The organism is Candidatus Zixiibacteriota bacterium (assembly GCA_018820315.1).
Taxonomy (GTDB): domain Bacteria; phylum Zixibacteria; class MSB-5A5; order JAABVY01; family JAHJOQ01; genus JAHJOQ01.
The window spans coordinates 23,819-40,606 of record JAHJOQ010000154.1 but is presented as its reverse complement, the minus strand read 5'-3'; the positions used below and the strand labels follow the sequence as shown (position 1 = coordinate 40,606).

General features: G+C 50.9%; 8 protein-coding genes. 6 read left to right on the top strand and 2 right to left on the bottom strand.

Going from position 1 to position 16,788, the window contains the following annotated elements; genetic code table 11:
- Positions 1-108 precede the first annotated feature (108 nt).
- A complete protein-coding gene (locus KKH67_15035) occupies positions 109-303 on the bottom strand; it encodes a hypothetical protein (protein ID MBU1320497.1) in 195 nt (64 codons plus the stop codon).
- Positions 304-957, bottom strand: coding sequence for a hypothetical protein (locus KKH67_15030; GenBank protein MBU1320496.1), 654 nt, complete (start codon positions 955-957; stop codon positions 304-306).
- Positions 958-1,420: 463 nt separating this feature from the next.
- On the opposite strand from KKH67_15030, the gene KKH67_15025 reads away from it, so the two are divergent.
- From KKH67_15025 to KKH67_15000, 6 genes are all read left to right on the top strand, one after another.
- On the top strand, positions 1,421-4,039 hold the full coding sequence (locus tag KKH67_15025; GenBank protein MBU1320495.1) for a DEAD/DEAH box helicase: 2,619 nt from the start codon (positions 1,421-1,423) through the stop codon (positions 4,037-4,039).
- A 187-nt stretch (positions 4,040-4,226) separates the two neighbouring features.
- Positions 4,227-6,701, top strand: a complete 2,475-nt coding sequence (lon, locus tag KKH67_15020; GenBank protein MBU1320494.1) for an endopeptidase La — start codon at positions 4,227-4,229, stop codon at positions 6,699-6,701.
- Between the two features lie 351 nt (positions 6,702-7,052).
- On the top strand, positions 7,053-9,386 hold the full coding sequence (locus KKH67_15015) for a hypothetical protein (GenBank protein MBU1320493.1): 2,334 nt from the start codon (positions 7,053-7,055) through the stop codon (positions 9,384-9,386).
- Between the two features lie 358 nt (positions 9,387-9,744).
- A complete protein-coding gene (locus tag KKH67_15010) occupies positions 9,745-12,027 on the top strand; it encodes a putative Ig domain-containing protein (GenBank protein ID MBU1320492.1) in 2,283 nt (760 codons plus the stop codon).
- Positions 12,028-12,329: 302 nt separating this feature from the next.
- Positions 12,330-15,266 (top strand): response regulator, encoded by a 2,937-nt coding sequence (locus KKH67_15005; protein MBU1320491.1) that lies wholly within the window; start codon positions 12,330-12,332, stop codon positions 15,264-15,266.
- A gap of 142 nt (positions 15,267-15,408) precedes the next feature.
- Complete coding sequence (locus tag KKH67_15000) at positions 15,409-16,785, top strand: HDOD domain-containing protein (protein ID MBU1320490.1); 1,377 nt, start codon at positions 15,409-15,411, stop codon at positions 16,783-16,785.
- Positions 16,786-16,788: the final 3 nt, after the last annotated feature.

The following is a 16,788-nucleotide window of genomic DNA, read 5'->3' as shown; positions in this document are numbered from 1 at the left end:
TTTCCACTCGACTTTCCAAATTACTTACATTACTATTCCTCATGAGCGTGTCCTCCTGCTCGGATAAACCCGAGTTCTCTTGTTTACTATTAAGAGGATACGCTCATTCTATTCTATCCACAACTTTTGAATATATCTCCGTACTCCAGCCCTTGCAGCTCTGTCACTCAGTTCTATGATTCTCTCCTGTCCGGAACACTCTACAGTGAGTGCGACAGGCTTTGAGGAGAGCGACGGCTTCTCCCTGAAGATTATCTCCAGCGGGAAATCCGGTATATATGCGCATGCGAATCTTTTAGGCATCTATGCAACCAACTCCACTCTAAAACCTTTTTTCGAAATCCTGCTCTTTGTGACCGTAGCGACAAGCCGAGTGCTGCCGATCCTCTCTATTTCAATCCTGAGCGCGATCATGCTCGTCGGGATGATCTCCGAATTGTTCTCTGTCAGGAATATGATTATCGATCCCGCTTTCAGGGTCTTCTGACGCAGCCTGTGCATCATCGCAAGCGGAAGAATTCCCCGGCTCTTGACCAGATCGAATACGATACAGCTTGCGATTTCATGCCGTAGGATCAACTCCGCAGCACGCAATCCCTCGCGAATATCATTCGATTTGACAATCAATATCCGGCTGAGATCGATTCCAGACGACTCAGCCGCAGATGGGAAGAATGAATTGCTGAAATCGAGATATGCTGCGATTTGTTTCTTTGTGAGCGCCGCAAGAATTCTGAAGAGAAAACTTGTCTTACCCGATGACAGGCTACCGGTGATTTCAACAAGCTGCCCAAGTGGGATCCCTTTTCCTGGGAAGAGGGAATCGAAAGCATCCATACCGGTCGCGAATACCCGATCACTTCGCTCGGATGCCGCACTCAATGATTCGGGCCATTTCTTTTTCACAAGTTCCCTGAGCTCATCATACGACGATCTCATAGTTTTCACTTCTTTCATGTCCATCAGATCACCCAATATTGTAACAACTAATGCTGCACGTTTGTGCAGTACTAAGATAAATAATAATTTCCGCCTGTCAATTGTTTAGTTGTAATACATTGGACATCAATTAGTTATAAGGCACACCGCCTACTCAAAAACTTTTTTGGTTGTCGATTCAAGAAAATAATTGACAGGTGCACAAATGTGCAGTATATTGATCTTCGCCCGCGAATTGGTTGCAGCGGGTGGAGGAAAGAGAAATGAGAAGGTGGATTGAAGAAATAGTCAAAAGCGGGCAAGAGGACAGATCTGAATCCAATGCTGATCTGTCGTGCAGGAGAACGGGGCACACGGTTCTCAGAACAACTATACAGTCATGCTGTCCGGAATGCGGGGGGGCTCTGCAATTCCAGTCTGGCTGCCATTTGTGTCCTGCCTGTGGATTTAGCCCGTGTGGATGAATTTCATGGAGGTTTACGTGAAAATATCAACACTGGCGGAATATGGATTGCCGCAGATACTGATCGATGCGTGGGGGGAGAAGCAGGGAGATGAGTTGCTTCCTCTCCAGGAACGAGCTATCAGGGAGCATGGTCTTCTTAGTGGCGGATCACTGATCATATCTGCGCCGACATCGTCAGGCAAGACATTCTGCGGCGAGCTTGCTGCAGCAAGCGCCCTTTCGCAGCGGAAGAAGGCGGTCTTCCTTGTACCACTTAAGGCTTTGGCCGAGGAGCGTTATCGTGAGTTCAGGGAAAAATATGAGCCGCTCGGCATCCGGACAGTTGTCTCGACGCACGATCATTTCGAGAGTGATCGGGATATCGAAAAGGGGAAGTTCGATCTCAGTGTAATAATCTATGAGAAGTTCAACCAGATGCTGCTCCGCAATCTTGATCTTCTCAAATCGATAGACCTGATCGTTATCGACGAGCTTCAGATGCTGGCTGATGAGAGTCGTGGTGCTGTCCTCGAAATGATAATCCTGAAAATACTGAGTACATCTTTCGGGTGCCGGATTATCGGTCTCTCTGCGGTTATGAGCAATGCTGCCGACATCGCGGAGTGGATCGGTGCACGGCTGATGGTTGAATCTCACAGACCGGTCGAGTTGAGACAAGGGGTTCTTTATAACGGTACGTTCTCGTATCGCTGTTTCAATTCGTGCGAGCGCGGGGTTGAGAGTATGTCGCCGCTCGAAGATGCGACTCCAGTGGAGATTCTTCTCGAGAACGTCGCCCATCTTGCGAACGATGGCGATCAGGTTTTGGTGTTTTTGAAGAGTAAGAGTTCGTGCGTTCAGTTGGCCGCCATGCTTGCGGAGCGGTCGTCGTTCTGGTCCTGCGAATCTGCAGCCGAAGAGCTTGCGGTGGGCGATATGACAGTCCTCTGCGAGCCATTGATGAACGCTGTCAGGCAGGGCATAGCATTTCATCATGCCGATCTCTCGTATCGCGAGAGGCACATCGTCGAGCGGCATTATATGGCGGGTGATATCAGGGTGGTGTTTGCCACAACAACGCTTGCGCTCGGTTTGAATCTTCCCGCACAGACGGTTTTTCTCGAAACGTACAGATATCGCCAGGGAGACTATACGGGCAAACCTGTGATCGAACCTCTCTCATGGAGCGATTATGAGAATATGTGTGGCCGCGCCGGAAGGCTGAAATTCCCCAGCAGCTACGGTCGCTCGATCATCATTTCCGAGAGTGAGATCGAATGCGAGATGCTCTGGAGGAATTATATCCGTGGCAAACCGGAATCGCTGACCGGGCAGTTGTTTTCGCGTCAACTTCCCGACTTGCTTCTCGATGCTATCGTTTCGAGATGCGCCAGAGATCGTGCATCTGTTGTAAGTCTGCTGCAGGGGGCGTTCAGCGTAATGCCGGAGGAGATGCCGCAGCAGATCGATAGTATCATCGCGGAACTCTGCACCGAAGAACTGATCCACGAATGCGAAGGTGTTCTTGTGCCTACTACCTATGGGCAGAGGCTCGCTCATCAGGGGATATCTGTGGCAACGGGAGTCAATCTCCGCAAGCTGTTCGAATCGAATGAGGATTTCTCTGAAATAGTCTGGCTCTTCGAATTGGCAGACAGTTTTGAAGGGAAGCGCGTACTCCTCTCGAATAATCTCAGGGAAGATGTTGAACAGCATCTTCTCGATGAATTTAAGTCGCGGATCACAGGAAGCCAGTCACTTACGAAACGACTTGTGAGTATTATTGAGAATCCCGGAAGAATTGGCAGAGAAACGATTTCGCGACTTAGGCTGGTACTCGCCCTCTGTGACTGGATGGCGGGCCGAGATCTCATGGAAATCGAGCAGCGCTACCGTCTCTGTGCGGGGACGATCTGTAATGCAGGGGAGACTATCGCCTGGCTTGCAGAGGGAGCATTTCATCTGATGGGGGCACTTGGCATCGATCGCAAGCGAAGGCTGCGGCTAAAGAAGCTTGCATTTGAGGTGAAGCACGGCTTGCCGGTGTCTGTGCGCAAGCTGCACGCAATAGTGATAAATCATCTATCAAGAAGGGACCTTCTGTTATTGGCGGGGGAAGGGATTTCGACTGTCGGATCATTCCTCTCAAGTGACAGGGACTTTCTTGCAAGTTTAATTGGACACTCGAGGTTGGAGGAAGTCATGAGAAATTCGATCGAGAAGCGCTCTTCGAACAGAACCGAAGTCTCAGGGCGCGAGTATGGTGGTGGTCCGGGGAGAGTTAAGTTGCATCTCTCTGGGTCGATGGTGCGGGACAGGTTTCGTGTGATGTATTGTAGTGCACCACTGTTACTTACGGCCAAGAGCTTTAAGTATCTCTTTAAGTTAGCTGCGCAGAGAAAACTGGATGCCGAGGGCTGGGTAGACAAGGAAGATCTTGAGCCGGGATTCAATCAGGCTCGTTATCTCTACAATCTGAAGAGAGAGCTTTCAGTGCAACGCGACAATGGAAACGAAGTCATCGAAAATGACCGGCGCGGAGGATACAGGCTGAACCTACCTCCGAATGAAATCGGCTTCGACTTCTCAACGCTGAGCGGATCAGATGACTACGAAGTCGCCGAGATTTCGAAGCGCCTTATGTCTATGTCTTAGCTTCAAATCGAAATGACCGTATCAGAATGAAACAGGATACGGATCGTTGCTTGGTCAGATAACATAGCAAACCGGGCTCAATCTCGTACCTGCAGTCATATCCGCAGTATTGCCGAATTGGATTTAGCCGATACTAAGACTAAGGAATCCGGCAATTTGCAACGTTTGCTTAAGAGGTACAATGGGTATGGATAACCGGAACGAGATTGAATCTGCAGCGTATCCTGTGCTGCCCCTGCTCACCACTGTCGTTTTTCCCGGATCTGTTGCGACTTTGCACATTTGCAGAAGGCAGAGCATTAGTCTCATTCACGAGAGAAAAGAAACCGGTAAATGCGTCGTTCTGTCGCTTGCGCGAGATGTTCTTGCGAGTGAAATCAAGTGTGACGATTTGCACGAAATCGGTGTGCTCGCGCACATTGTCAAGATTCAGGAGTCGCTCAAAGAGAGCCTTGTAGTGACTTTCGCAGCGGAGAGGCGGGTCAGGATTCAGAGATTCGTTACGGAAGAACCGTACCATACCGCATACGTTGAAGAGGCGAACGAGGACTTCGGCAATCCCAACGAGCAGTTTTCATTTACGAAGCGGATTGCTGAACTTGTCGGGAGATTAATTGGAAGCGACGATCGCTATTCACCGGAGCAATGCAATCTATTCGATCTGTCGCGCGACGAACCGCGTTTCTACTGCGATACTATCGCCAATCAGCTGCACATCACGCTCGAACAGAAGCAGCGAGTCCTTGATGCACTCAGTGTGACCGAGCGCGCCGGCGTTCTTCTCGGCATTGTGACCGAAGAGCTGGGAAAGGCGACTCTGGAAAGGGAGTTGAAGTCCAAGGTGGAATTGTCAATCGAGAAGAACCAGCGAGAGACATACCTGAGACGGCAGCTTGCTGAAATCAGACGACAACTCGGCGAGACTGACCCCGATGAGAAGCTTGTCAAGGAGTACCTCGAAAAGATTGAAGTCAGCCCAAACCTTCCCGACCACGTGCGCGATCGTGCGTTTCTCGAAACAGAAAGATTGCGTAATCTCTCGCCGGCTTCCGCCGAATATGGTTCGGCAAAGGGCTACCTCGACTTGCTGTTAGGACTCCCCTGGAACAAGCTTCAGCCGGAAGAAAATAGCCTTTCTAAAATCGAAGAGATCATAACAGAAGGGTACTACGGCCACGAGTCTGTGAAGACGGAGATCCTGGAATATCTCGCAATCAGAAAGCTGACAGCAGATATTCGCTCGCCAGTACTTTGCCTCGCGGGGCCTCCTGGCACCGGGAAGACGTCGGTGGCGGAATTGATCGCCAAGGCGCTTAACAGGGAATTTGTAAATATCAATGCGGCTGGCCTGACATCGGTCGAGGAGATTCGAGGAAGGAACCGCACGTTCCTCGGAGCCGTTCCCGGCAGAATCATTCGCGCTTTCTCCAATCTGAAGAGCTGCAATCCAGTGATTTTGCTCGATGATCTCGACAAGCTTTCCGAGCATCAGCTCGGCTACAGTCTGCCGTTCCTTTTCATTGATATCATCGATCCCAGGCAGAACCGGAATTTCATCGATTACTATCTCGGGCTACCGTTCGATCTATCGAATGCGATCTTCATTGCCACCATCGAATCTCTCGATTCGATTCCCGATACGCTTGCTGAACGGATGGAGGTTATCGAATCGATCGGTTTCATCGAGGATGAGAAAGTCAGAATCGCGACGAACTTCATAATTCCAAGGCTCATGAAACGGCACAGACTTGCGCCATCAGACCTCAAGTTCTCACCGAATGCGGTGAAGAGAATCGTTAGATATTACACGCTCGAATCGGGGCTTCAGGGTCTCAAGCGAGAGATCGAAGTGATCTGCCGCAAATGTGTGAGACAGAAAGCGTCATCCGGCAAAGTGTCGTGGAAAATCAGTGAGAGGAATCTCGAACGGTATCTCGGCACGCCACTCTACATACCAGAGGTCGCGGAGACTCAGCCGGAAGTCGGACTGGCGACCGGTCTCGCCTGGACCGGATCGGGCGGTGAATTGATGATGGTTGAAGGGCTCCGCATGCCGGGAGCGGGTAACGTCTTTACGACAGGTTCTCTCGGCGAGGTAATGCGAGAGTCGATTCAGGCCGCGCACTCGTACATACGATCGAAAGCGGAACTCCTCAGCATCGACTACGCTGATTTCGGCAACTATGATGTCCATATACATTTCCCATCAGGCGGCATTCCGAAAGATGGTCCGTCGGCTGGTCTTGCGGTCTGTGTCGTGATAGCATCAGTGATGTCGGACTGTCCGATCAGAAACGATATCGCTGTCACCGGCGAGGTTTCGCTCAGAGGGAAGGTGCTGACCATCTCGGGCCTTCGGGAGAAAGTCTCGGCGGCTCACCGGGCGGGAATCCATAATGTCGCGATTCCGGAGGGCAACAGAAAAGATATCAAATCTCTGCCAAGTCAACTTCAGGATGACATGGTGTTTATCTTCGTCGAAACTGTCGAGGATGTGTTCGAGTATACACTGCTGAATTTTGATCCGGACGTGCTCTCGTTGCAGCAGATGGTGCAGAACGAAATCGTCAAGGCGACGAGGAATATCCGGAAGCAGAGCCAGTATGGTCGCGGCCCTGCGTCGCAGAAGAGGAAGCGATCCGCTTCCAACAGGAAGAAGTAGCTCAACCATCTTGCGGCGTGGACGGGAGATATCCCGTATGCCACATCATGCGCGCTACTGTCGATATGTCCCCTTCATGGGAATGACATCGGCTGAATTACCTCATCCAACGGTATGACGGCGCTCCGCGATGTTTTCGATCCGCTCAACTGCCTTTCTAATCAGGTTCCGACTCCTCCCACCCCATTTCAAATACAGACTTGACAAATCGTCCTTCAAGCATTAGCTTCAAGTAAGGTTACCAATCGCATGGACTTATCTTATCTGTGGGACGCCTTGATTAGGGTGGGAAATTCATTATCAAAGAAACGCTTCGGTTCATTCTGATAACATTTAACGTTTGGAGGGGAAATGCATAGGAAGCATATTGCCCTGCTGGTGGCCTTAGCCGCAGCATTTATCTTGACCGTTCCATCGCATGCCCAGGATCCGGGCGCGCTGGACACAATTCAGGTCGGCGTCGCAAACGTTGACGCAGGAGATCACTTCCCTGTACCCATTCGCATGTTCAACGACGAGACTGTAGAGGCTATATCTCTGGGGTTCTGGTGGAATGATCCTGATGTATTTCTCGATTCTGTATCGTGGATAGGATCAAATGCCATTCACATTTCGACAAGACCTATTGGCATCGACAACGTGAACTTCAGCGTCCTGATTGGTGTCATCAAGATATTTGAGGCGCCGATCCAACCGGGGGACAGTCTTCTTGCGACCCTCTGGTTTACGGCTGATGGTGGTGCTGTCGATCAGATAATCCTGATCGACTCGGGATTCGTACCCCCGGCGGGAACCTGGAAGTTCAACATAGGTGGTGGCGCGGCGAGTTTTGGACCTCAGTACATTGAGGGCAAGATTATTATTGGTGATCCGCAACCCCCTCCCGAGTTCGTTGTTTCTACCGGCGCTCTCGATTTCGAAGCATTTGAAGGTGGTCCCGATCCGACTCCGCAGACGTTTAGTATTATAAACGGTGGTGGGCAGACGCTCAACTGGACGGCGGCATGGAACTCATCGTGGTTGAATGTGAGTCCTCCGACCGGAACTGCGCCGTCGACAGTAACAGTGAGCCCCGACATATCGGCTCTTCCGGCAGGTGCTTACGAGGACACTATCACATTGACCGATCCGAACGCGACCAATTCACCACAGCAAGTGGTCGTCACGCTTGATGTGATCGTTCCCCCTCCGATTATTGAGTTGGTTCCGGATAACTTCACTTTTCTTGCGCAGCAGGATTCCGCGAATCCGGCAATACAGTCGATGCAGATCAATGACAATGGGTCGGGTGCGCTTAGTTGGACTGCGGCAAACTCAGAGGCGTGGCTGACTCTCTCCGCATACAGCGGCACGGCTGGCGCTTCAGTCGATCTTATGGTCGACATCACCGGCATGACATTCGGGACTTACTTCGATACAATCGTAGTCACCGATCCTGCGGCCAGCAATTCGCCTCAGCGAGCACCGGTCGAACTGACGATTGTGTCTGGTTTCCCGATCATAGCATTGGAGCCCGACAGTTTCTACTGCGCCGCGACCGCCGGCATCGATCCGTACGACAGGCCGATATTCATCACCAATGAGGGTGGAGACTGGCTGCGTTACACGATCACATCGAAGAAGGGGTGGATGTCCTTCACGCCCAATATCGACTCGGTCCTGGCAGGGGAGACCGTTGCCCCGATTGTTTCATTCAGCACCGATCCCCTCAATTATGGATTGCGCTACGACACCATACTCGTTACTGCACCATCGGCCCTGAATTCTCCGCAGGAGATTCCGGTCACTATCTGGAAGATGGAGGGTAATGTTCCAGAACTCAGCGTGTCACCCAATCCGGTCGTCATCAACGCTTGGGAATGCTACAATTGGCCCCGTCTGACTCCCGTACCGATCACAGTCGAAAATATCGGAGGAGAATTCCTGAACTGGACGGCTTACTGGGATGCACCGTGGCTCTCGATATCTCCATCGACAGGTGTCAATGACAAGACCATCTATGCCAGCGCGAGCATCATTGGAATGCCGATTGGCACCTATATTGACACGGTTGCTATCGTTCCCGAGCTGTCCATCAATCCGCCGGAATCGATAGAAGTTGTCCTCACCATTTCCGAACAGACGCTGACTCCTGTACTGGGTGTTCCGAAGACGTATTATCGGTTCATTTTCAAGAATAAGCAGGTTGGCACAAACGAGCAGCCCGTTGACATTGTGAATTTGGCCAGCGGGTGTATGGACTGGTACGCGACGGAAAACACTACATGGCTGGATGTCTCTCCTGACTCCGGCGGAATAAATGACGACGTTTGGGTCGGTGTCAATGGCTTTGGACTGCCGCTTGGCAAGACGTCAGGCTCATTCGAGATCAACTCGAATGATGCGACCAACGGCCCAATCGAGGTCGATGTAGATCTATACATCTGGACATTTGGGGATGCCAACTGCGACGGTCAGGTTGACATTGAAGATGTGGTATATGATCTCGCATATGTCTTCCTGGGTGGCCCCGCACCTTGCCCGGAAATCTGGGTGGGTGATTTAAATTGCTCGCACACTGTTGATATTGATGACGCGGTTTATCTGATCGCGTGGATTTTCTTGCACGGTCCTGCCCCGTGTGATTACGATGTGGGGCCGCCTCTGGCTCCTGCGGTTCATACCTTTCAGGATGACATGAAATAGGTGGCTAATCATTGATGATACAGGCCCGGGAGGAGTCTCTTCCCGGGCTTTCTATTGATGGAACATTGACGTTCTGAGCGTGGTTGATACTATCGAATGGTGTAAAACTACAGACATGCGGATGCATTGTGGCGCGCAGACGCATATAAACATTGACACATAAGGTACGATTTAGTATATTCAATCCGGCTGAGGCTCAATAGGTTAGCTTCGCACAACGAACTGAAGGTTACTCACCGCGCCTTGTAATTTGAAAAGAGTTACAGATGTGCCTGTCTTTATAAGGCTATTTAATCGATAATATGATTGAGATACATATATGGAGCAGAAGCTGCTTTTGACACAATAGGAGGACCAGGTGCGCATCATCATTCTGCTAGCATCATTTGTTTTCGTTGTTCTTTTGTCTGCACTTCCTGCGGTTGCCGAGGATGGCAGTCCCGGGCACGACCACAAAATCGTGAAGGCGTCTGATCTTGACAAGATGTCGCCTGAAGAGCTGAGAGAATACATTCAGGAATGCCACGATATGTGCAGAATCGGCAAGGCTGAGAGACTGCAGAAGGCACGCAATGCACAGGCTGAGAACTTCACCAAGCAGGCGGCCGTATCGCAATGGCAATATGACGCCAACTACTATGATATCTACTTCGACATTAATTTCACCACGGAGATCATTGACGGCTATGTCACTATGATGGCCACCAGTCTCTTTGACGGCCTGACTTCAGTGGAGATTGATCTCTATTTCAGCATGATTATCGATTCGATTGTTCAGAATGGCTCTCAGATTGCATACAGCAGATCGGGAGATCTTGTGACGGCCAATCTTGATGCTGGATACGATGACGGTGATCAATTTACTATCACGACATACTACCGTGGCCACCCGACGGAAGGCGGCTTCCAGGCATTCGAGTTTTCAAGTCACGGAAGCCCGGCAACCGACATTGCGACTACGTTGAGCGAGCCATATTTTGCCCGTACATGGTGGCCCTGCAAGGACTACCCGGACGATAAAGCTGATTCTGTTGATATCACAATCAGGCATCCCGTTGAATTTGTTTGTGCTTCGAATGGTACACTTGTCTCGATCATCAACAATTTTGATGGTACCGCGACAACTCACTGGCATGAGCAATATCCTATAACAACATATCTTGTGTCCATCTGTGTCACAAACTACCAGACGTTCTCGAACTGGTACGTCTCAATGGAAGGCGACAGCATGCCGGTAGATTACTGGGTGTATCCTGAGAACTGGTCGCCTGCTAATTCCGCCTATCCGGTCACCGTCGACATGATAGGGGCACTTGCCCCGGTGATGGGGGAGTACCCGTTCATCGAAGAGAAGTATGCGATGTCCCAATTTACCTGGGGCGGGGCGATGGAACATCAGACCAATACTTCAATGAGCTCCTCGGCGTACTACGAAAGCATTATCGTTCACGAACTAGGTCACCAGTGGTATGGCGACATGATAACCTGCGAGAACTGGCATGAAATCTGGATGAACGAGGGATTCGCATCGTATGTCGAAGCTCTCTGGGTTGAGTCGCAGTCAGGTGCCACCGCTTACAAGAACTACATGAACGGCATGCGATATACATCGGGTGGGACGATCTATTGTCAGGACACGACCAGCGTATGGTCAATCTTTTCCAGCCGCGTATATGACAAAGGCGCTTGGGCGGTTCACATGCTGAGGCATATCGTCGGCGATGCCACATTCTTTGATATTCTCGCCACGTATTACGATGATCCTCGTTACAAGTGGGGTGACATCACCTCGCTCGAATTCCGCGATCTTTGCGAGGATGTCTCAGGAATCGATCTGCATGACTACTTTGATGACTGGATTTTCGGCGAGTACTATCCTAAGTACAGATACTCGTACACGTATGCTCCGGCAGGTTCGGGCAACTACTATGTCTACCTGCATCTGCGACAGGAACAGACGACCAACCCGCAGGTTTTCGACATGCCGGTTGATGTCGATGTCTGGGATGGCACAGCATATCATCCGTTTGTCGTGCAAAACGACCAGCGCGGACAGAATTACATCCTGTATATGACGGGAGCAGCCAATCCGCCCCAGTCGATTTCGGTCGACCGCAACGATTGGATTCTTAAGACTGCCAGCTCGGAAACGCTGAAATTCCATCTATTCTACGATCCGCTGGCCGATGGCACTCAATTCGCACCTTATCTCGACTCGGTGATCGCCAAGGGTGGGGCGACGCCGTATTCGTATTCGATAATAGCCGGAAGCCTGCCGACCGGAGTGGAACTGGGAGCCGCGACCGGGAAGTTTACCGGCACTCCGACCGAGAGTGGCCTGTTCACATTCACGGTGAGAGCTGCCGAAAATGGGCTCGACTTTGAACAGGCTGAGTACACGCTATTTATCGGGGAATCGACCTATATTCCGGGCGATGCCGATGGTTCCGGCACCGTGGATCTGGACGACGCAGTCTATCTGATTTCGTACATATTCACCGGCGGACCGGCTCCGACTCCGATCGATTCCGGTGACGCTGACGGTAGCTGCGCTGTGGACATCGACGATGTCGTCTATCTGATAGCTTACATATTCACTGGCGGGCCAGATTCTCTTGAAGGGTGTGTAACGGCAAAATAGAAGCGCGCTGAAGAGTGTAATGGAATGCCCGGAGGTTCTGCCTTCGGGCTTTCTGCTTGTTTGGAGAAGCTTGTGACGAAGGGATGGTGCTATTTCATTGCGATTTACCAAGTTTTTTGTTGAATCCCCTGAATCGAATCGTATCATAATAGGCGATGAGAAGATTGGGCCGTGTGCCGGCATAGGTTCTTGCACAGCCGACACTTCGAAAAAGCTTACACATCGGTTCGTTTGTATGATGTCTCCGAATTCATGTCACTTCAGTGGGCTGATGTATTGGACTATGTAGGGGAGGTCTGAGAATGACAAGTCTGCCTCTTTGGATGGGATCGGTTCTCACCGCGCTGGTGATAGTATCACTCCTGGCGTTCTCGGATCGTTTCAGTCGCTACGGTCTGGCTGGCTGGAAAACTGCACTTCTCGGCATGGTTCTCATATTTCTCTCGTTTCTTGCACGTGCCGTTTTGTCTATCGACAGTTTCGCGGAATTGTTCATGAGAGGCATTCCGGAGTTTGTTGCGCAGATAGCCGACATCGTGGTCGCTGTCGGAGCTACTATTGTAGCAATGTCGGTATTTGTGGCAGTGCGAAGGCTTGCGATCGATAAGGAGTCGGATAAGCAGAAGGAATCTCAGCTTCAGTTTCTGGACAATCTCAAGAACATCATCTTCGAACCTTACTCTCTCGTCGAAGTTTTGAATTTCTCACTAAATGAGATCTCGCATACACTCGATAACTGTGGAGGGGCGATATTCATCTACAACCCGTCGGCTCGGGATCTCTATCTGTCATCCTCGATAGCGCTCGATCAGGCGCTGGAAAGAAATCTCGAGCGAATAAGCATCGGGGGAGATATTATATCGCGCACTCAGAAGATGTCGAGGTCGCATGCAGTCGGCAAAATGACGAACTCTGACAAGGCTACGCAGGCACTGTTGGCAGGGCGAAGTGTGGATTCGGCGCTGACTGCCCCGCTGATGTCAAGGAACGGTCCCGTCGGTGTGATTGCAATTTTTGGTCAGCAGCCGTACCAATTCTCGAGGCGCGAGTCGGAAATCCTGTGCTCTGCCGCTAACCTGCTCGGCCCGGTCATTGCATCGTTTCGCATGGAGCGTGAAATTCGCAGGCTTAATGATCGAGTCGATTCAACAGTGGAAAAGAGCCGCAGGCAGCTCGAAATTATCGGTGAGCTTGGAGGAAAGAACTCGAAATTGGAGAATATCGGCATTCTGCTCGAACACGCTGAGGAAATTGTGCATGGCGATGGCAGCCTGCTTGCTGTGAGGGCTGCCGATGGTAAGTGGAAGATAATCAGGTCGACCGACGACTCAACATTTGATGTCGATATCTCCGAAAATTTCGCTCGACACTTCGACAAGGCTGTTTCAAATGGCAAGCCTATGATTGTGAAGAGCACATTCAAAAATGGCGCGCAGTCGCGTTTCCTGGTGTTCCCCGTAGAGACAGGGACCTCCGAAACCGCTGTACTGCTTGCATCAGTCTCATCAAGCCGTGAGTCATTTACGTCTGACGAAATCAACCAATTGCAGCTTGTACTTAAACTGGTCGGGATGCTAATCTCGCACGCGGATGAAAGCGCGCCTGAAGCATCCATCGATTCGGATGAGTTCACAGAGGCTTTCAGATCGGTTCTGCAGTCAACCTCAGTCACGGGGCTCGCAAGCGGGATCGAGAAGGTGGTCTACGCGACCATGCCGGAGTTTGACGCGGGCATGCTGCTTGCGGTCGATACAGACAGACGGTACATGAGAGTCTGTTCTTCATTTGGCTACGATGGCCGCAGAGTGAGCGATTTCAAGCTGGAAACGGGGGGAGGACCGTGGGGAAGAGCCGTCAGGCTCGGTACTGAGGTCTTCTGCGATGAGCGCAAGGAACTCGATGAGATGTTCCTCTCCCTCGCAGCTAACGAGCTCACCTGGTTCATGGAGAGAATCTCCGGCAGAAGACTGCCTGCATACTGCCGTGCGGTACCGCTTGTGTACAGAGGTCAGAACGTGGGAGTTCTGTTTGTTGAAGGGGCTGAGGACACACTTCAGCAGAGGCGTGACAGCCTATTCGACAGGATGCTTCAGGACCTGCTTGCATTCAAGTTAAAGCAGATATCGGTCGGCTCCGGTAAGATTGAGGGCCTCGATCAATTGCCTCTCGAAGGCGATGCAGTTTACAGCCTCAATCAAGTGAACAACATACTGACGGGCATTATTGGGAAGGCGCAGTTGCTCGGATTCGGATTGCGCGATGATGAAATGCGCGAGAAAGACAGCGTACTGCTAAATCTAGATATGGTCGCCGATGAGGCATTCCAGGCTGGCGAGATCGTCAAGAATCTGCAGCGGGCAATCAGGAAAGAGGAGCCACTGAGCGGCGAACCACCGACTCTTAATCTCTCAGAGCTTCTGCAGAATGTCTCCATTGTACGATACGGCAGCGACCCGCATTTGCATTATCTGAGAGAGAATCCGACCATAGCGTTCGAGACGGATCTTCCGGCAACTGCTGAAGCACGCGGGAGCATTGATGAGGTAAGACCGTTGCTAAATGAAGTTATCCAGTATGCCTGGGATGAGTTCGGAGTTGATGAGCGCATGGTAATAGCACTGAAAGACAAGGGCGACTTCAGTTATCTTACAATTTCTGATGAGAATCTGTCGGAAGAGGAGTCCAACGTTGACAATTACTCATTCAGGCCAATAGGAATGCATCCTGATCTGTCCCAGAGCGACATCATCGCTGATGTCAGAAACCTCGGGGTATCGTATCATAACGACACTCTGCAGGATGGTGTCCGCCTGTTGTGTCTGAGGTTCAATCACAGCGCAGCCGTTGTCGATGAGACCGGTGAGTCCATATTCAGCATCCTTGCTATTGACGATCAGGAGATAATACGCGAACTTCTCTCGGGGATGTTGATGCAGCTTGGGTACAGTGTAACTGTCTGTTCTTCCGGTATCGAAGGCGTGGAGGCGTTCGGGAAGAAGCACTACGATCTCGTCATAACTGATATCGGGCTTCCCGATATCGATGGCTGGGCTGTCGCGGAGAAGATCAGGGGACGAGTCTCCGATATTCCGATAATCATGATCTCTGGCTGGGGGTTGGGACAGGAAGTGGAAAAGGCGAAGCAGATGGGGATAGACCACATTCTGCCGAAACCATTCCGCCTCGAGAATCTCAGCGAATTAATTGAAAAAGTGAAAACCCGCAAAGCTACTGCCTGATTCAACTGCTTTTGATGTGACATTTTCCTGGAAGCTGTGTGGCTTTCCGAAGAATACCCGTTTGTGAATCATGTGGTCTGGCATTGAGACATTGCATTGTTAAGTTAATTGCATGTAGGCCGATAACTAGTGTGAAGGCACTATGACAGACATCAATCAGCAGACAGACATAACTGCTCATCTTGATAAGATGGATGAGATGCTCGCCCTTCCTCAAGTGTTGGTCGAGATTCTTCACATGGTCGACAATGAGCAGACGACGGCCAGCAAGCTCGCAACAGTAGTCATGCATGATCCCAATATGACCGCGAAGCTGCTCCGGATGGCCAACTCGAGCTTCTACAGTCGGGGCAAAGAAATTACAACTGTCAAGCAGGCAATTCTGATATTGGGAGTATCGATGGTGAAGTGTCTGGCGTTATCCACATCGATTTTCCAGTCCGAAGCACTGATTGATGAAGACAAGAGCTTTGACATTCGCGATCTTTACAGCCACTGTCTCGGTACCGCGATCGCCGCCAAATTCATTGCGGAAGAGGCGGGGTTTAGTCGCCCTGAAGAAGCGTTTACTGCAGGGCTTCTTCACGATCTGGGACATCTGTTCCTTCTCAAGGTATATCCCGATCATCACATGAAGCTGCTGCTGAAGCATCAGTTCGACCAGGATCTTCCGGTACGAGAGAGAGAGGCCTATGGCATCGACCATGCCGAGCTTGGCGGTCTGATAGCAGCCAAGTGGCATCTTCCGCAGTGCTTCAGAAGCGCGATCGAGAATCACCACTGCAATGTGAGCGTCGACAGCGTTATGCAGTTGGATAAGCTCGATCTCGTCGTACTGTTTGCTGACTTTCTTGCCGGGAGAATTTACTCCGATTCTGAACAGAATATCGAGTCGAGTCTTGAAGCCCTCAGCGTGTTGACAGATGCACTCGGACTGAAACCCAGCACCGCAGGCGAGGTCAGCTTCAAGCTGCTGAACGATATCATGATGGCTGCGGAATTTCTCGGTGTCGATATCGGTGATCCTTTAAAGGTGCTACAGAAAGCCAATCGCAGATTGTTCGAGGCCTATGCCACTGTGGAAGATCTTTTCAGAGAGCGCCGTGAGCTGTCTCGCCGTATCATCCAGGAAGAGCACCGCATCGGTGCGATGCGGTGCAAGGACATTGCAATTGCAACGCTGTCGCACTATATAAACAATGCAGCCACCATAATATCGGGACGAACCCAATTGCTGCAGCTCATGCTCAAATCGGATCAACTTGAGGATCCCGACCGTAAGCTCGATAGCGCACTTCAGATCATTGACGAAGCTCTTCTGAAGATCATGGCTGTGCTTGCCGAACTGAAATCACTCAGTTCACTGGATGATCTCAAATTCTACAACGATTCCGATGCAATCAACATAGATGAGAGCATCCAGCGAAGAATGGACAAGATGGCCGTGCAGGGTATGGAGATCTTCGATGAGACCCAGCCAGATCGTGAAATTGCTTCCCCCACAGAGCCTTCCAGATAATAG

Coding starts and splice junctions, on each gene's coding strand:
- KKH67_15035 (MBU1320497.1), bottom strand. CDS start 303: ATGCCTAAAAGATTCGCATGCGCATATATACCGGATTTCCCGCTGGAG.
- KKH67_15015 (MBU1320493.1), top strand. CDS start 7,053: ATGCATAGGAAGCATATTGCCCTGCTGGTGGCCTTAGCCGCAGCATTT.
- KKH67_15000 (MBU1320490.1), top strand. CDS start 15,409: ATGACAGACATCAATCAGCAGACAGACATAACTGCTCATCTTGATAAG.
- KKH67_15005 (MBU1320491.1), top strand. CDS start 12,330: ATGACAAGTCTGCCTCTTTGGATGGGATCGGTTCTCACCGCGCTGGTG.
- lon (MBU1320494.1), top strand. CDS start 4,227: ATGGATAACCGGAACGAGATTGAATCTGCAGCGTATCCTGTGCTGCCC.
- KKH67_15030 (MBU1320496.1), bottom strand. CDS start 957: ATGAAAGAAGTGAAAACTATGAGATCGTCGTATGATGAGCTCAGGGAA.